General features: G+C 70.8%; 12 protein-coding genes. 3 read left to right on the top strand and 9 right to left on the bottom strand.

Features of this window, described 5'->3' with window-relative positions; genetic code table 11:
* The first annotated feature begins 11 nt into the window (after positions 1-11).
* Complete coding sequence (locus tag ACFW9D_RS20820) at positions 12-668, top strand: ANTAR domain-containing response regulator (protein WP_384623744.1); 657 nt, start codon at positions 12-14, stop codon at positions 666-668.
* A gap of 66 nt (positions 669-734) precedes the next feature.
* Here the strand turns inward: ACFW9D_RS20820 and ACFW9D_RS20815 are convergent, their stop codons facing one another.
* The 8 genes from ACFW9D_RS20815 to ACFW9D_RS20780 all read right to left on the bottom strand — a co-directional run bounded on the left by ACFW9D_RS20815 (position 735) and on the right by ACFW9D_RS20780 (position 10,764).
* Positions 735-1,451 (bottom strand): ABC transporter ATP-binding protein, encoded by a 717-nt coding sequence (locus tag ACFW9D_RS20815; protein WP_384623723.1) that lies wholly within the window; start codon positions 1,449-1,451, stop codon positions 735-737.
* A complete protein-coding gene (locus ACFW9D_RS20810) occupies positions 1,448-2,332 on the bottom strand; it encodes an ABC transporter ATP-binding protein (RefSeq protein ID WP_188339519.1) in 885 nt (294 codons plus the stop codon). The genes ACFW9D_RS20815 and ACFW9D_RS20810 overlap by 4 nt, the downstream gene beginning before the upstream one ends.
* A gap of 5 nt (positions 2,333-2,337) precedes the next feature.
* Complete coding sequence (locus ACFW9D_RS20805) at positions 2,338-4,137, bottom strand: branched-chain amino acid ABC transporter permease (protein ID WP_384623721.1); 1,800 nt, start codon at positions 4,135-4,137, stop codon at positions 2,338-2,340.
* Positions 4,134-5,060, bottom strand: coding sequence for a branched-chain amino acid ABC transporter permease (locus ACFW9D_RS20800; RefSeq protein WP_188339520.1), 927 nt, complete (start codon positions 5,058-5,060; stop codon positions 4,134-4,136). Before ACFW9D_RS20800 ends, ACFW9D_RS20805 begins: the two co-directional genes overlap by 4 nt.
* Before the next feature lie 163 nt (positions 5,061-5,223).
* A complete protein-coding gene (locus tag ACFW9D_RS20795) occupies positions 5,224-6,450 on the bottom strand; it encodes a branched-chain amino acid ABC transporter substrate-binding protein (protein WP_384623742.1) in 1,227 nt (408 codons plus the stop codon).
* A 424-nt stretch (positions 6,451-6,874) separates the two neighbouring features.
* Positions 6,875-7,549, bottom strand: coding sequence for a hypothetical protein (locus tag ACFW9D_RS20790; RefSeq protein ID WP_384623719.1), 675 nt, complete (start codon positions 7,547-7,549; stop codon positions 6,875-6,877).
* Between the two features lie 415 nt (positions 7,550-7,964).
* Positions 7,965-8,426 carry a PaaI family thioesterase gene (locus tag ACFW9D_RS20785; protein ID WP_188339522.1) on the bottom strand — a complete coding sequence of 154 codons (462 nt, stop codon included), beginning with the start codon at positions 8,424-8,426 and terminating at the stop codon, positions 7,965-7,967.
* 58 nt (positions 8,427-8,484) lie between these two features.
* Positions 8,485-10,764: an FdhF/YdeP family oxidoreductase gene (locus tag ACFW9D_RS20780; RefSeq protein WP_384623718.1), complete on the bottom strand. Its 2,280-nt coding sequence runs from the start codon at positions 10,762-10,764 to the stop codon at positions 8,485-8,487.
* Between the two features lie 216 nt (positions 10,765-10,980).
* Between ACFW9D_RS20780 and polA the strand changes: the two genes are divergently transcribed.
* The gene (gene polA / locus ACFW9D_RS20775) at positions 10,981-13,647 is read left to right on the top strand and encodes a DNA polymerase I (protein WP_188341629.1); all 2,667 of its coding nucleotides are present in this window, start codon (positions 10,981-10,983) and stop codon (positions 13,645-13,647) included.
* A gap of 337 nt (positions 13,648-13,984) precedes the next feature.
* Here the strand turns inward: polA and ACFW9D_RS20770 are convergent, their stop codons facing one another.
* Positions 13,985-14,854: a DUF4184 family protein gene (locus ACFW9D_RS20770; protein WP_384623716.1), complete on the bottom strand. Its 870-nt coding sequence runs from the start codon at positions 14,852-14,854 to the stop codon at positions 13,985-13,987.
* A 249-nt stretch (positions 14,855-15,103) separates the two neighbouring features.
* Here ACFW9D_RS20770 and ACFW9D_RS20765 point away from each other — a divergent pair, with 249 nt between their 5' ends.
* A complete protein-coding gene (locus tag ACFW9D_RS20765) occupies positions 15,104-16,867 on the top strand; it encodes a lytic transglycosylase domain-containing protein (RefSeq protein ID WP_384623714.1) in 1,764 nt (587 codons plus the stop codon).
* The last annotated feature ends 130 nt before the right edge of the window (positions 16,868-16,997 follow it).

Here is a 16,997-nt window from a genome sequence, read left to right as displayed (position 1 = left end):
GTCGCGCCCCCGTGCCCGCCCCCGCTTCGCCCCCGCGTGTCGAGGCAGTCGACGATGCCCCGTCGCTGGTGCCGCCGCGGACGCCGCGCGTATTCATCGCCGAGGACGAGGCCCTGATCCGTCTCGATCTGAAAGAGATGCTCGAGGAAGAGGGCTACACCGTCGTGGGTGAGGCCGGTGACGGTGAGCAGGCCGTCGAGCTGGCCCGTGAGCACAAGCCGGATCTGGTGATCCTGGATGTGAAGATGCCGAAGCTGGACGGGATCAGCGCGGCGGAGAAGATCGCCGAGGAGTCGATCGCTCCGGTGCTGATGCTGACGGCGTTCTCGCAGCGCGACCTCGTGGAGCGGGCCCGGGACGCGGGTGCGATGGCGTACCTGGTGAAGCCGTTCAGCAAGAGTGATGTCGTGCCGGCGATCGAGATGGCCGTCTCGCGGTTCACGGAGTTGAAGACGCTGGAGAAGGAGGTCGCGGACCTCACGCAGCGGCTGGAGACGCGGAAGCTGGTGGACCGGGCGAAGTCGGTGCTGCAGACGGAGTACGGGCTGACGGAGCCGGCGGCGTTCCGGTGGATCCAGAAGACGTCGATGGACCGGCGTCTTTCGATGCAGCAGGTCGCGGAGGCGGTCATTCAGGACGCCGAGGAGAAGAAGGCGGCCAAGGGTTAGCCGCCAGGACGTGACGAAGGCCCGCGCCCCGGGATGACGGGGGTGCGGGCCTTCGCCGTGTGTGGGTCAGTCCTCGCCGAGGTAGGCCTTGCGGACGGACTCGTCGTGGAGGAGGTCCTGGCCGGTGCCGGACAGGACGATGGAGCCGACCTCCATGACGTGGCCGTGGTCGGCCAGGGAGAGCGCGGCCTGGGCGTTCTGTTCGACCAGGAGGATGGTCGTGCCCTGGGACTTGAGCTCGGAGATGGTGGCCATGATCTTCTGCATCATGATCGGGGAGAGGCCCATGGAGGGCTCGTCGAGCATGAGCAGTTTGGGCTGGGACATGAGGGCGCGGCCCATGGCGAGCATCTGTTGTTCGCCGCCGGAGAGGGTGCCCGCGGCCTGCTTGCGTCGTTCGCCGAGGATCGGGAAGAGCTCGTAGGCGCGCTGCATGTCTTTTTCGATGCCTGCGTTGTCCTTCCGGAGGAAGGCGCCGAGTTGGAGGTTCTCGGCGATGGTGAGGCGGGGGAAGATGTGGCGTCCTTCGGGGGAGTGGGCGAGGCCCAGTGCCACGATCTTGTGTGCGGGTACGGAGGTGAGGGGCTGTCCGGCGAAGGTGATTTTTCCGCTGGAGGGCTTGAGCAGGCCGGAGAGGGTTCGCAGGGTCGTGGTCTTGCCGGCGCCGTTGGTGCCGATGAGGGTGACGACCTGGCCTTCTTCGACGCTGAAGGAGATGCCTTTGACGGCTTCGATCTTGCCGTAGGCGACGTGGAGGTCTTCGACTTCCAGCAGCGCGGTCACTGGTTGTCTCCTTCTGTGGTGCTGTCCGTGGCGGCCTGTGCTTCGGCGGCCTGGACCTCTGCGAGTGCGGTGTCCTCGGGGGCGCCTTCGAAGGGGGTGCCGAGGTAGGCGGCGACGACGCGTTCGTCTCCCTGGACGACGTCGCTGGTGCCTTCGACGAGCTTTTCGCCTTGGACGAGGACGGCGACGCGGTCGCAGAGGTTGAAGATGAAGCGCATGTCGTGCTCGATGACGAGGACGGCGATGCCCTTGTCGCGGATGGCGAAGACGAGTTCCTCGGTGGCGCGGGTCTCCTGCGGGTTCATGCCGGCGGTGGGCTCGTCGAGGAGGAGGAGTCCGGGGTCGCTGGCGAGGGCGCGGGCGATTTCGAGCTTGCGCTGTTCGCCGTAGGGGAGGTTGCGGGCGAGGTGGTCGCGCTTGTGTTCGAGGCCGATGAACTCGAGGAGTTCCATGGCGCGTTCTTCGCTGGCGCGTTCGGCTTTCTTGAAGCCGGGGCCGCGCAGGAGGGCGGACCAGAGGCCTTCCTTGGTGCGGGTGTGGCGGCCGACGAGGACGTTTTCCAGGACGGTCATGTTGGCGAAGAGCCGGATGTTCTGGAAGGTGCGGGCGATGCCTGCCTGGGTGACGAGGTGGGGCTTGGGTGGCAGGACGGTGCCTTTGTAGGCGACGGTGCCCTCGGTGGGGACGTAGAGGCCGGTGAGGCAGTTGAAGAAGGTGGTCTTGCCGGCGCCGTTGGGGCCGATGAGGCCGACGATCTCGCCTTCGCGGACGGTGAGGTCGACGCTGCGGACGGCGGTGAGGCCGCCGAAGCGCATGGTGACGTCACGGGCTTCGAGGACGGTCTGGGCGGTCTGCGGGGTCTGTGCTGTCTGTGTGGTCATGGTGGTCACGCCCCCGCCTTGGTGGTGGCCGGTTCGTCGGGCAGCCGTTGTTCCGGTACGTCGAGTTGTCCGGTCTCGTGGAATTCGAGCTGGCGGCGGCGGTTGGCGATGATGCCTTCGGGGCGGAAGCGCATCAGGAGGACGAGGGCGACGCCGAAGGCGAGGAGCGACTTGTCCTGGAGGAAGACGAGCTTCTCGGGCAGGAGGTAGAGGAGTGCTGCGCCGAGGAGGGGTCCCGCGACGGTGCCCATGCCGCCGAGGACGACGGCGGCGAGGAGAAACGCGGAGTTGGGCGGGGTCGATCCGGCGAACTGATAGGGGTTCGGGACGACGCTGTAGGTGACGTGGGCGCTGACGGTGCCGGCGAGGCCGGCGAGGGCGGCGCCGAGGGCGAACGCGACGAGTTTGACGCGGAAGCCGTTGATGCCCATGGCGGTGGCGGCGGTCTCGTCCTCGCGGATGGCGACCCAGCTGCGGCCGATGCGGGAGTCGGCGGCGCGGGTGTAGACGAGGACGACGATGGCCATGACGAGGACCATGAGCAGGTAGTAGTTGGCGAAGCGGCCGAGGGTGAAGCCGGCGATGTCGTGGCTCTGGCCGAAGTCGATGCCGAGGAGGTTGAGGTCCGGGATCGAGGGGATGCCGTTGGGGCCGTTGGTGAGGTCGGGTCCGGAGTCGCCGTCCATGTTGTTGACGGCGATGCGGAAGATCTCTCCGAAGCCGAGGGTGACGATGGCGAGGTAGTCGCCGCGCAGTCGCAGGGTCGGGGCGCCGATGAGGACGCCGAAGACGAGGGATGCGGCGGCGCCGGTGAGGGCGGCGGCCCAGAAGGGGAACTGGACGCCGGAGAAGGTGGAGAACTCGGAGCCGGAGACGAGGGCGGCGGTGTAGGCGCCGACGCCGAGGAAGGCGACGTATCCGAGGTCGAGGAGTCCGGCGAGGCCGACGACGATGTTGAGGCCGAGGGCGACGGTGCCGAAGATCAGGATGTTGACGCCGATGTTGGCGTAGTGGTCGTCGGTCTGGGTGAAGGGGAAGGCGATCGCGGCGGCGAAGCCCATGGCGAGCGTGAAGGCGCGGTTCTTGGCGGTGAGCCGGGAGACCACGTCGAGCAGGCCGGCGGTGTGGAGGGCCCAGATGGCGAAGACGGTGACGATGAGGAAGCCGATGAAGAGTTCGCCGTACTCGGTGTCGATGCCGTAGGTGAAGACGGTGAGGCCGACGATGGTGACGGCGGTGACGAGGACGCGCTGGATCCAGGGGCTGGGCAGTGCGACGGGGGTGAGGTGGTCGGGCTTGGCGAGGTAGCTGCGGAAGGTGTCCTTGGCGCTCTGGGTGCCGGCTCCCTGTTGGGGGAGGGCGAAGGCGCCGAGGAGGGGCAGCAGGGAGGCGACGGCTGCGATCCAGCCACCGGGTTCGAGGTTGGCGAGTCCGCCGAGTTTGGCGGCGATCGCGATGACGGTGAACCAGGTGGTGCCGAAGGCGCCGAGTGCGGCGAGTGCGGCGGGTGCGTTGTTGCCGTTGGCGCCGAGGGCGCGCAGGCCGGGGACGCCGTAGTGGCCGAGTCCGGTGAGGGCGGCGAGGATGCCGGCGACGAAGGTGAGCCACTGGAGGCCGCCGGGGTAGCCGGTGATGGTGAGGTCGCCGGGGAATTCGGCGGTCCAGGTCCAGGCGAGGAAGGCGGAGGCCGTGGTGGCGATGCCGCCGGCGAGGACGAGGGCGCGGGCCGCGGCGGCCGGCAGGGGGAGGAGCCCGCGGGTGGGGGCGTCCGTCTTGTTCATGGTGGTGTCCGTCATGGTGGTCACGCCCTGTCCGCGACGCGTTCGCCCAGCAGGCCTTGTGGCCTGAAGAGGAGGACGAGGATGAGGAGGCCGAAGGCCCAGACGTTGGCCCAGGTGGAGCCGCCGAGTTGCTGCATGCCGGGGATGCCGTCGATGTAGGCGGAGGCGAGGGTCTCGGCGATGCCGAGGACGAGTCCGCCGAGCATGGCGCCGTAGATGTTGCCGATGCCGCCGAGGACGGCTGCGGTGAAGGCCTTGAGGCCCATGAGGAAGCCCATGCGGTAGTCGATGGAGCCGTACTTGAACCCGTAGGCGATCGCGGCGACGGCGGCGAAGAAGCCGCCGATGGCGAAGGCGATCACGATGATGCGGTTCGTGTCGATGCCCATCAGCTGGGCGGTGTCCGGGTCCTGGGCGGTGGCCTGCATGGCGCGGCCGGTGCGGCTGCGGCGGACGAAGAGGGCGAGTCCGGTCATGCAGAGGGCGGCGGCGATGATGAGGAAGAGGTCGCCGTCCCGGATGGTGATGCTGCCGAGGTCGTGGGAGCCGCCGATGTCGGGGAAGGTGCGGGGGCGGTCGGCCTTCGGGTAGAAGTTGCGGACCGCTTCCTGGAGGGCGAGGGAGAGGCCGATGGCGGTGATGAGGGGTGCCAGTCGGGGGGCTCCGCGCAGGGGTCTGTAGGCGAATCGTTCCGCTCCGACTGCGATCAGGATGGCGACGAGGCCGCCTCCGATCAGCATGGCGGGGAGCAGGATCCACATCGAGGTGCCGGTGGGAAGGATCAGGGAGACCGTGAGCGCGCCGAACGCTCCGGTCATGAATATCTCGCCGTGCGCGAAGTTGATGAGCTGGACGATGCCGTACACCATCGTGTAGCCGATGGCGATGAGCCCGTACATCGAGCCGAGGAGCAGCCCGTTGGCCAGCTGCTGCGGCAGGGTGTTCACCGCATGGCCTCCATGTCGCTGGTGGTCGTGTGCACCCATGGGGTGCTGGGTGGGTGTGAGAACGGGCCGCGCGGTCGGGGTCGTCCTGCCGCGCGGCCCGTGGTGGTGCTGGGGTCGTGGATCAGCCGGCCGGGGCCGGCTCACGAGGGTGGGCCGACGTGGGTCAGCTGCCTTCGTAGGTGCCGGTCTTGACGGCCTTCCACGCGCCCTTCTCGACCTGGTACACGGTCAGCTGCTTGTTGGTGGTGTCGCCGAACTCGTCGAAGGCGACCTTGCCGGTGATGCCGTCGAAGTTCGACTTCTGGACCTCTTCGACGACCTTGGAGCGGAGCTCGTCGCCGGAGGGCAGCTTGCCGCCGTTGGCCTCCTTGACGGCCTTGACCGCGTTGATGATGGCGGTGGTGGCGTCGTAGGAGTAGCCGCCGTAGGCGCCGTAGTCGCCCTTGTAGCCCTTGGCCTTGTACGTCTCGACGAAGGTCTTGGCGGCGGGCAGGGTGTCGACGGGGACGCCGACGGAGGTGGAGAGGTCGCCCTCGGCGGCCTTGCCGGCGGTCTCGATGTAGGTGGTGGCGAACATGCCGTCACCGCCGAACAGCGGGATCTTGACGCCGGCTTCCTTGAGCTGCTTGGTGATCAGCTGGGACTCGTCGTACTGGCCGCCGTAGTAGACGATGTCGGCCTTGGCGGCCTTGATGCGGGAGACGAGGGAGGCGAAGTCCTTGTCACCGGTGTTGATGTGGTCGGTGCCGACGGCCTTGCCGCCCGCCTTGACGAACTGCTCCTTGAAGATCTTGGCGAGGCCGGCGCCGTACGTCTGCTTGTCGTCGACGACGAAGGCCTTCTTCTTCTTGAGCGTGTTGTAGGCGTAGTCGGCCGCGAAGCCGCCCTGGAGGGCGTCGGTGGTGGCGGTGCGGAAGTACGTCTTGTAGGCGCGCTTCTTGGTGCCGCCCTGCCAGTCCTTGCCCTGGGTGAGGGAGGGGTCCGTGTTGGACGGCGAGATCTGCACCATGTTGGCGGAGGCGAAGACCTGCTGCATCGACTGGGCGACGCCGGAGTTCAGCGGGCCGACGGCGCCGACGACGGACTTGTCGCCGACGAGCGCGGTGGCGTTCTGCTGGCCGGTGGCGGGCTGCGCCTTGTCGTCGAGGGCCTTCAGCTTGAAGGTGACGCCGTCGACGGTCTTCTTCTTGTTGGCGTCGTCGATGGCGATCTGGGCGCCGTACTGGATGCCGAGGCCGGTCGTGGAGTTCTCGCCGGAGAGGGGGGCGTCGACACCGATGGTCAGCGTGGTGCCGCCGCTGTCGCCACCCTTGTCGCCGCCTTCGTCGCGGGAACCGCAGGCGGTGAGGGTCAGTGCTCCGGTGGTGAGCACTGTGGTGAGTATGAGCAAAGAACGGTGTCGCACGATCATTCCTCTCCCTGGCGCGGCCCACGTGGTCGGGGGCCGTGTGTCTCGCCGGGCCGTACTGGGGTGGTACAGGGGCCGTGCAAGTGACGCGCCCGGCGGCGCGGTGACTGGCCGTGACTATAAGCGCAGGTGGGGGAGTGGGGCACTGGGTGGGAGAGGCTGTGACGCTCTTGTTATGCCGGGGTGGTGATGAGGAGGAGCAGGAGGGATGATCGGACCTTTTCGGGCGCCGGGCGGGCGGGTTCGGTGGTTGAGAACGCCCTGTTCCGCTAAGGAACTTGAGTGGATCTTGGTCCTTACCCGGTGGTCCGGCGGGCGTGGGGGTGCGGGTGGCGGGTGTTCTGTGACCAGGGTGCGGTGTTCGTGTTGCGGTGCATTGCTGTGTTTCGGCAGATGTAACGCTCTGTCATCGTCGGCTGGGGTTCGTCCCGGGGCGTTCGGCCGGGCATGCGGTGCTCAACTCCCGTGCGAGCGCGTGCGGGAAGGCTCCGCCGAACAGGAAGCTGTGCTGCTGCAGGGCGCGTTGGTTGCGCAGGGTCAGGTCGAGATGGGGGAGATCGATCGTCCGGGGCGGGCTCGGACAGTGCCGTACGCGGATCTCCACGGTGAGCGGCGCGGTGTCGCCGGCGTTCACCGTCAGTGGCAGGCGCGGGGTCGTCCGGGTGCCGAACTCGGCGAAGGGCAGGCGCAGTCGGCTGACGGTGACGGGGCTGCCGGACTCGACGCGCAGCAGGAACCGGTACGTGTGCTTCGCCGGGCCCCGGCCCTGGTAGTGCAGGTACGTCGTCTGGGTGGGGTACGGGGACGAGGCGGCGGCCGGATCCGAGTGCGGCGGGCGCAGGAGCAGCAGTGCGGTGACGGCCGCGCCGAGGGCGAGGCCGGCCGTGATGGTGCGGCGGGTACGGGGGGTGAGCGCGGCCCAGCGCTCCGCGGCGGTGCGGGAGTCCGGGTCCCCGGCGCCGAGAGTCTCTGCGGGGGCGTCGGGTGAGGGCGGGGGCGGGAGGTAGTGGGGGCCGGGGCGTGTGGGGTGGGTGGGGTGCGCGGAGTGCGCGGGGTGCCCGGGGTGTTTTGGGCGTGCCATGTGCCCGGAGTGTCCGGAGTGCCCGGGGTGTTCTCCGGGCGGTGAGGGCTCTGGGGGCTCGACTGGTTCGACGGGGCCGATGCCGGTCATGGTTGACGGTAAGCCGGAGGCACGGGCTCCGCCAACGGGTGGGGTGAGGTTGGGGGTTGGGGGTCGGTGGGTTGGGGTGCCGGTTTCGGGGGTGGGGGTGTCCTGTGCGTCGTCGTCTGACACCTGCGTCGTGGCTGATCGCGCAGTTCCCCGCGCCCCTGGCGGCGCCGATCTGAGGCGAACGGCATCGGCAGGTGTCGGTGCACGCGGCGGAGCCGTACATCGGTGCAGCCCCCCGCCCCGGCCGTGCATGACCGGGGCCCCGCTGGAGGCGCACCCCGTGGGGCCCCGTGGAGGGGCTGGTCCCGGGGTGCGCCTCGGGGTGCTACTGGGTCGGGGCGTCCTTGAGGATGCAGGTCAGGCGGGCCGTGCAGACGCGGCGGTCCTGGTCGTCCGTGATGACGACCTCGTACGTCGCCGTCGTGCGGCCCCGGTGGACCGGCGTAGCCACCCCCGTGACGAGTCCGGAGCGCGCGCTGCGGTGGTGCGTGCAGTTCAGGTCGACGCCGACGGCGATCTTGCCGGAGCCTCCGTGCAGCATCGAGCCGACGGAGCCGAGGGTCTCGGCGAGGACGGCGGAGGCGCCGCCGTGGAGCAGGCCGTAGGGCTGGGTGTTGCCGGCGACGGGCATCGTGGCGACGACCCGGTCCGCCGAGGCTTCCTTGATGTCGATGCCCATGCGCCTGCCGAGGTCCCCGGCCGAGAACAGGGCCGGAAGGTCCACGCCGAGCGCGGCGTACTCGTCGATGACCTCTTGCGGGAACTTCACGCTGTGCTGCTCGCCCATGGGGCCCGGCTCCGTTCGTCGTACCTGTTCCGAAGTGACGTATCGGCTGAGCGAACGCTCAGTCGGTCGCCGATTGTTCCAGGCGGACGACCACGGACTTCCCGGCGGGGGTGTTGCTCACGTCCGCCGTGGCGTCCAGCGGCACCAGCACATTGGTCTCCGGGTAGTACGCGGCGGCGCAGCCCCGGGCCGTCGGGTAGTGCACGACGCGGAAGCCGGGGGCGCGCCGCTCGACGCCGTCGCGCCATTCGCTGACGAGGTCGACGTAGGAGCCGTCGGCGAGCGCGAGGTCGCGCGCGTCCTCCGGGTTGACGAGGACGACGCGGCGGCCGTTCCTGATGCCCCGGTAGCGGTCGTCGAGGCCGTAGATCGTGGTGTTGTACTGGTCGTGGGAGCGCAGGGTCTGCAGCAGGAGGCGGCCCTCGGGCAGGTGCGGGTGCTCGACGGGCGCGGCCGTGAAGTTGGCCTTGCCGGTGGCGGTGGGGAAGCGGCGCTCGTCGCGCGGGGCGTGCGGGAGCGTGAAGCCTCCGGGGTGTGCCACGCGCGCGTTGAAGTCCTCGAAGCCCGGTACGACGCGGGCGATGCGGTCCCGGATCGTCGCGTAGTCCTTCTCGAACTCCTCCCACGGGGTGCGGGAGGCCTCGCCGAGGACGCGGCGGGCCAGCCGGGCCACGATGGCGGGCTCGGAGAGCAGATGCCGGCTCGCGGGGTCGAGCCGGCCGCGCGAGGCGTGCACCATGCCCATCGAGTCCTCGACGGTGACGAACTGCTCGCCGCCGCCCTGGAGATCGCGCTCGGTGCGGCCGAGCGTGGGCAGGATCAGGGCGCGGGCGCCGGTGACGGCGTGCGAGCGGTTCAGCTTCGTGGAGACGTGGACGGTGAGGCGGGCGCGGCGCATCGCGGCCTCGGTGACCTCGGTGTCGGGGGACGCCGCGACGAAGTTGCCGCCCATGGCGAAGAAGACCTTGGCCTCGCCGTCGCGCAGGGCGCGGATGGCCCGTACGACGTCGTAGCCGTGCGCGCGGGGCGGCGCGAAGTCGAACTCCTTCTCCAGGGCGTCGAGGAAGGCGGGAGCTGGGCGTTCGAAAATGCCCATGGTGCGGTCGCCCTGCACGTTCGAGTGACCGCGCACGGGGCAGACGCCGGCGCCGGGGCGCCCGATGTTGCCGCGCAGGAGCAGGAAGTTGACCACTTCGCGGATGGTCGGCACGGAGTGCTTGTGCTGGGTGAGGCCCATCGCCCAGCACACGACGGTGCGCCGTGAGGCGAGCACCATCTCCAGGGCGCGGTCGATGTCGGCGCGGGACAGGCCGGTCGCCTTCAGCGTCTCGTCCCAGTCGGCGGCGCGGGCGGTCTCGGCGAACTCCTCGTAGCCGTGGGTGTGTTCGGTGATGAAGGCCTCGTCCGTGGCGCCTTCGGTCTCCAGGATCAGCTTGTTGAGCAGGCGGAACAGGGCCTGGTCGCCGCCGAGGCGGATCTGCAGGAACAGGTCCGTGAGCGAGGCGCCCCTGGTCAGGCCCCGGGGCGTCTGCGGGTTCTTGAACTTCTCCAGGCCCGCCTCCGGCAGCGGGTTCACCGAGATGATGCGGGCGCCGCCCTCCTTCGCCTTCTCCAGAGCGGACAGCATCCTCGGATGGTTCGTGCCCGGGTTCTGCCCGGCGACGATGATCAGGTCCGCCTTGTAGAGGTCCTCCAGCAGGACGCTGCCCTTGCCGACGCCGATCGTCTCGGTGAGGGCGGAGCCGGACGACTCGTGGCACATGTTCGAACAGTCGGGCAGGTTGTTCGTGCCGAACTCGCGGGCGAAGAGCTGGTAGAGGAACGCCGCCTCGTTGCTGGTGCGGCCCGAGGTGTAGAAGACCGCCTCGTCGGGGGAGGCGAGCGCGGTCAGCTCCTCGCCGATGATGTCGAAGGCGCGCTCCCAGGTCACCGGCTCGTACCGGTCCGCGCCCTCGGCCAGGTACATGGGGTGGGTGAGCCGGCCCTGCTGGCCCAGCCAGTACCCGGAGCGGCGCGCGAGGTCCGCCACCGGGTGCGCGGCGAAGAACTCCGGGGTCACCCGGCGCAGGGTGGCCTCCTCGGCGACCGCCTTCGCCCCGTTCTCGCAGAACTCCGCCGCGTGCCGGTGCTCGGGCTCGGGCCAGGCGCAGCCGGGGCAGTCGAATCCGTCCTTCTGGTTGACCCGCAGCAGGGTCAGCGCCGTGCGCCGTACGCCCATCTGCTCGCGGGCGATCCGCAGGGACTCCTTGACGGCCGGGAGCCCGGCCGCGTGGTGCTGCGGCGCCGCGACCTGCGGCGCGTCCTGGACCGGGTCCGACGCGGGCGGCTTGCTGGCCATGGCTTGCTCCCCTTCGAGCTGGTGCTGCGGACGGGCTGTGAGCTGTGTCTCCGATCCTCGCACGGGCCACCGACAGCGCGGCCGCCCGCTGTGCGGTGGGCCGGAGTGTCAGTGGGGTCTGGCAGGATCGGGGACGTGGCAGAAACAGCAGCGAAGACGGCGAAGACAAGCGCGACGAAGGCGACGGGCTCCGGTGCAGGGGGGCGCCCCCGGCTGATGCTCATGGACGGGCACTCGCTGGCGTACCGGGCGTTCTTCGCGCTGCCCGCGGAGAACTTCACGACGGCGACGGGTCAGCCGACGAACGCGATCTACGGCTTCGCGTCCATGCTGGCGAACACGCTGCGCGACGAGGCGCCCACGCACTTCGCGGTGGCGTTCGACGTGTCCCGCAAGACGTGGCGCTCCGAGGAGTTCACCGAGTACAAGGCGAACCGGTCGAAGACCCCGGACGAGTTCAAGGGCCAGGTCGAGCTGATCGGAGAGCTGCTCGACGCGATGCACACGCCGCGCTTCGCGGTCGACGGCTTCGAGGCCGACGACGTGATCGCCACGCTCGCCACGCAGGCCGAGGCCGAGGGCTTCGAGGTCCTCATCGTCACCGGCGACCGTGACTCGTTCCAGCTGGTCTCGGACCATGTGACCGTCCTGTACCCGACGAAGGGCGTCTCCGAGCTGACCCGGTTCACGCCGGAGAAGGTCCAGGAGAAGTACGGTCTGTCGCCGTCCCAGTACCCGGACTTCGCGGCGCTGCGCGGCGACCCGTCGGACAACCTGCCGGGCATCCCGGGCGTCGGCGAGAAGACGGCGGCGAAGTGGATCAACCAGTTCGGATCCTTCGCCGAGCTGGTCGAGCGCGTCGACGAGGTCAAGGGCAAGGCGGGCGCCAATCTCCGCGAGCACCTCGACGCGGTGAAGCTGAACCGGCGGCTGACCGAGATGGTCCGTGACGTCGAGCTGCCCAAGACGGTCGGTGACCTGGCCCGCGAGGCCTACGACCGCAAGACGGTCACGATGATCCTGGACACCCTGGAGATCCGGAACCCGTCGCTGCGCGAGCGTCTGTTCGCCGTCGACCCGGGCGCCGAGGAGGCCGAGGAGACCCCGGCCGAGCCCGGCGTCGAGCTGGACGGCACGGTCCTCGCCACCGGCGAGGTGGCGCCCTGGCTCGCCGAGCACGGGAACGCTGTCCTGGGGCTGGCCAGCGTCGACAGCTGGTCGCTCGGCACCGGCACGGTCACCGAGATCGCGCTCGCCGCCGCCGGGGGAGAGGCCGCCTGGTTCGACCCGTCGACGCTCGACGAGGCCGACGAGCAGGCCTTCGCCGCCTGGCTCCGCGACGCGGCGAAGCCGAAGGTCCTGCACAACGCCAAGGGCGCCATGCGGGTCTTCGCCGAGCACGGCTGGCGGGTCGAGGGCGTCACCATGGACACGGCGCTCGCCGCGTACCTGGTCAAGCCCGGCCGCCGCTCCTTCGCGCTGGACGCGCTGTCCCTGGAGTACCTCGGCCGCGAGCTGGCCCCCGCCCCCGCCGACGGGCAGCTCGCCTTCGGCACGGACGAGGACGAGCAGGCCGAGGCCGACGCGCTGATGATCAAGGCCCGCGCGATCCTCGACCTCGGCGAGGCGTTCGGCGAGCGCCTCAAGGAGGTCGGCGCGGCCGAGCTGCTCGCCGACATCGAGCTGCCCACCTCCGCGCTGCTGGCCCGCATGGAGCGGCACGGCATCGCCGCGGACCGCGCGCACCTCGAGTCGATGGAGCAGATGTTCGCGGGCGCGGTGCAGCAGGCCGTGAAGGAGGCGCACGCCTCCGTCGGCCACGAGTTCAACCTCGGCTCGCCCAAGCAGCTCCAGGAAGTCTTCTTCGGCGAGCTCGACCTGCCGAAGACGAAGAAGACCAAGACCGGGTACACGACGGACGCCGACGCGCTCGCCTGGCTGGCCACGCAGACCGACCACGAGCTGCCCGTGATCATGCTGCGCCACCGTGAGCAGGCCAAGCTCCGCGTCACCGTCGAGGGCCTGATCAAGACGATCGCCGCCGACGGCCGCATCCACACCACCTTCAACCAGACGGTGGCCGCGACCGGCCGGCTGTCCTCCACGGACCCGAACCTGCAGAACATCCCGGTGCGCACCGACGAGGGCCGTGCCATCCGCCGCGGCTTCGTCGTCGGCGAGGGCTTCGAGTCCCTGATGACGGCCGACTACAGCCAGATCGAGCTGCGCGTCATGGCTCACCTCTCCGAGGACGAGGGCCTCCTGGAGGCCTTCAACTCCGGCGAGGACCTGCACAACACGGTCGCCTCCCAGGTCTTCGACGTGGCGCCCACCGCCGTCGACGCCGAGATGCGCCGCAAGATCAAGGCCATGTCGTACGGCCTCGCCTACGGCCTGTCCGCGTTCGGCCTCTCCCAGCAGCTGAACATCGAGGCGGGCGAGGCGCGCGCACTGATGGACACGTACTTCGAGCGCTTCGGCGGGGTGCGCGACTATCTGCGCCGCGTCGTCGACGAGGCCCGTGCCACGGGCTACACGGAGACGATGCTCGGCCGGCGCCGCTACCTGCCGGACCTGAACTCGGACAACCGGCAGCGCCGCGAGATGGCCGAGCGCATGGCGCTCAACGCGCCGATCCAGGGCACCGCCGCCGACATCGTCAAGATCGCGATGCTGAACGTGGACAAGGCGCTGACCGAGGCGAAGCTCACGTCCCGGATGCTGCTCCAGGTCCACGACGAAATCGTCCTGGAGATCGCGCCCGGCGAGGCCGAGGCGGCGGAGGAGCTGGTCCGCCGCGAGATGGCTGCCGCCGTCCACCTCCGGGCCCCGCTGGACGTCTCGGTGGGCCTCGGCCCGGACTGGGAGTCGGCGGCCCACTGACCGGCTCCGCCGGGTGCCCGGTGACATGACGGGGCGGGACCATGTGGTCCTGCCCCGTTCTCATCCGCCCTGGGGGCCTTGCCTCATCGCCGGGTGCCGCGCCGTGGTGCTTGCTCGCGCCCGCGCGGCGAGCCGCACATCGAAACAGCCCCGCGCCTGGTGGGGCGCGCCGCCCGCCGTAGGGGCCGAGGACCGTCGCCGGGTGCAGCGCCGTCGTGGCTGGTCGCGCAGTTCCCCGCGCCCCTGAGGGGCGCACTCCCCGCGCCTCTGAGGGGCGCACTCCCCGCGCCTCTGAGGGGCGCACTCTCCGCGCCTCTGAGGGGCCGGGGCCCGGTCTTCAGTCGTGGCTGTCGGTCTTCAGTGGGTCCGGCCGGGCCTCGGGCGGGGTCGGCACGGGGGAGTGCCTGTGTTGCTGGAACCGGTGCCCTGCCGCGAACAGGACCGCGCCGACCACCAGGCCGGCCCCCGCGCCGAAGCACAGTGTCGGGATGATCTCCCAGGGCTTCCACTCCAGGCCCGACTCGTCCACGTACGCCAGCCAGCGTGCGACCCGCAGCACCGCGCCGAGGCCCGCGCAGCCGCCGATCAGGACCAGCGCCTGCCCGCGCCCGGCGGCGCGGGACGCGTCGTCCGGTACGGCACCCGGGCCCGCCCCGCGCAGCGCCCGCCACAGGAACAGGCCGATCACCCCGAGCGCCAGGGCCGAACCCCCGTACTGCGCGTACCAGTAGAGCGGCGAGCCGGCGATCTTCTCGCCCAGGACCGGCAGGATCCGCATGCCCCACCGGTCCAGATGCGTGAACGCGTCCCACACCACGTGCGTCAGCGCCCCGAGCACCGCCGAGACGTACCACCGCAGCAGCGTCGGACCGCGGCCCGAGGCCGGCCACCGGGGCCCGTTTCCGGCCAGCGCCCGCACCCGGCCCCGTACCGGCGCCGGCAGCAGCCCCGTCAACGGGCCGGCGACCAGCCGCCACAGCCCCACCAGCGCGAGAGCGATCGGCACGTCCACCGTGAACACCCCGGGGAAGGAGTGCGTGACCTCACCGAACCGCATCGCCCCCGGCACCGCGCTCGCCGCGAAGTACGTGACGTCCGGCGCGAAGGACCCGGCGACCAGCAGCGACGGCACGAAAGGACCCCGACCCGAGCCGTCGCGCCGGATCAGCGGCAGCACCGCCGCGGCATGGCTGAGAGTGAACGGCACGAAAGATCCTCCCCGTTCGGGACCCGGTTGCGGGACCGACTGAGCCAGGCAGCGTACGGCAGACGACATCTCCCCGATCAATCGGTGAATACCGGACGCGAACAGGTGTCTGCGCGCAGGAAGTTGTCGTAGTGTCGGCTGCGTCCGTGCGCCGCGGAGCGAACGCGTCCACGAAGCTCCACGAAGTCCCGCGATCCGGGGCGGACCGGGCGCACGGGAGAAGTCGGGCGACTGGGAGGGGTTCGCGGCATGGCGGCGGTATTCGGCAGGCGGCTGCGCAGGGGTGCGGTGACCGCAGCGGTCGCCGCCGCGGCGGTGGCGGCGCTCTCGGCGTCGCAGGCCCCGGGCGTGCCCTCTCCCCAGCTGGACAACGGCCGTTCGGCGGCCGACAGTTCCGACGAGGGGCAGGGCCCCGACGGAGCGTCCGGCCCGGACTACTACACCGACCTGCCGAAGCTGAACAGCCCGACCGACGACCCGACCGCCGCCCCCGGCGCGGGCTCCCCGGGCGATGCCGAAGCGGGCATACCGGCCACGGTCCTGGACGCGTACAAGAAGGCAGAGGCCGAACTCGCCCGCACCAAGCCCGGGTGCAACGTGTCGTGGGAGCTGCTCGCGGCGATCGGCAAGGTCGAGTCCGGCCAGGCGCGCGGCGGAAACGTGGACGCGAACGGCACCACGATCGACGCCATCACCGGCCCGCCCCTCAACGGCAAGGGCTTCGCCCACATCAAGGACACCGACGGCGGCCTCTACGACGGCGACACGGTGTACGACCGGGCCGTCGGCCCCATGCAGTTCATCCCGACGACCTGGGCCTGGGCCGGCCGCGACGGCAACGGGGACGGCAAGAAGGACCCCAACAACATCTACGACGCGGCGCTCGCCACCGGCCACTACCTGTGCCGCGCCGACCGCGACCTGTCCGACGCGGGCGACCTGAACCAGGCGATCCTCAGCTACAACCACTCCTCGGACTACCTGGCCACCGTCCTGTCCTGGCTGGAGTTCTACCGCAAAGGCGCGCACCAGGTCCCCGACGGCACCGGCGTCCTGCCGCGCCATCCGAGCACCGGCGGCGGCACGAACCCGACGCCCACCACGCCCGGCCTGCCCGGCACGGGCGGTGGCCAGAGCCCGTCCTCGCCGAAGCCGGACAAGCCCCCGACGAAGCCCACGGACCCGCCCGAGTCGCCGAGGCCCACCGATCCCACGGACCCCGCCGGCCCCACGGACCCGCCGACGAGCACCAGCCCCGCCGAGACCGTCACCAAGCTCGGCGTCGCCGGCACGGGCGACCTCAGCGCCATGGCGGGCGACGTGTTCACCGCGAAGGCCTCGGTGCGCGCCACGAACGCGCAGGGCCGGGGCGTCGGCAGCGTGCAGATCCGCTTCGCGGTCGTCGGCGACACCGACGCCACGTTCTCCGGCGGCGCCACCACCGCCGTGGCGACGACGAACAGCTCGGGCGTGGCCACCGCGCCCGCCATGAAGGCCGGTGAGAAGACGGGCGAGTTCACCGTCCGCGCCACCGTCGTCGGCCGTTCCCTGTCCGGCGTCGACCACAAGGCGAGCGTCACCGCGCGCGCCGCCGACGCGCTGGCCCGGGTCGGCGACAAGGAGCTCAGCTGCGTCGCGGGTCAGGAGTTCGCCGACCGCGTCACGGTGAAGGCGACCTACAAGGGCGCTGTGGCCGACGGCGTCGCCGCCACCGCCACGCTGATCAAGTCCGCGGACGACGCGACCGAGGCCGACAAGGGCCCCTACTTCAAGGACGCCGACGGCAAGGCGATCCGTACGTTCAAGGGGCTCGAGACCGCCGACGACGGCACGCTCGTGCTGCCGAAGCTGTACGCGGACGACGCGACCGGCACGTTCCTGCTGCGCGTCACCACGACGGGCGGCGCGACGCTCACCGTCGAGCTGAAGGTGACGGCCGCTCCGGCCGACGGCGCCTCGGAGAGCCCCGCGGCCTCCGAGTCCCCCTCGCCCTCCGCGAGCCCGTCCGCGTAGCGCGCACCACCCCGCACGACCCGAGACGAGCCGGGGCCCCCCCCCCCCGCGGGCGGGGGGGCCGGGGGGCGGGGGGCCCGCGCGGCGGGGGGGGGGGGGGCGGGTGGGGCCGGGGGGGAGAACGCCCCCG

The organism is Streptomyces sp. NPDC059524, assembly GCF_042749255.1.
Lineage (GTDB): Bacteria > Actinomycetota > Actinomycetes > Streptomycetales > Streptomycetaceae > Streptomyces > Streptomyces xanthii.
The sequence above is the reverse complement of the archived record's forward strand: the minus strand, read 5'-3'. Positions and strand labels throughout refer to the sequence as shown.

Excerpts from the sequence above, each read along its gene's own strand:
- ACFW9D_RS20765 (WP_384623714.1), top strand. The coding sequence starts at position 15,104 with ATGGCGGCGGTATTCGGCAGGCGGCTGCGCAGGGGTGCGGTGACCGCA.
- ACFW9D_RS20790 (WP_384623719.1), bottom strand. The coding sequence starts at position 7,549 with ATGGCACGCCCAAAACACCCCGGGCACCCCGCGCACTCCGCGCACCCC.
- ACFW9D_RS20810 (WP_188339519.1), bottom strand. The coding sequence starts at position 2,332 with ATGACCACACAGACAGCACAGACCCCGCAGACCGCCCAGACCGTCCTC.
- polA (WP_188341629.1), top strand. The coding sequence starts at position 10,981 with ATGCTCATGGACGGGCACTCGCTGGCGTACCGGGCGTTCTTCGCGCTG.
- ACFW9D_RS20785 (WP_188339522.1), bottom strand. The coding sequence starts at position 8,426 with ATGGGCGAGCAGCACAGCGTGAAGTTCCCGCAAGAGGTCATCGACGAG.
- ACFW9D_RS20780 (WP_384623718.1), bottom strand. The coding sequence starts at position 10,764 with ATGGCCAGCAAGCCGCCCGCGTCGGACCCGGTCCAGGACGCGCCGCAG.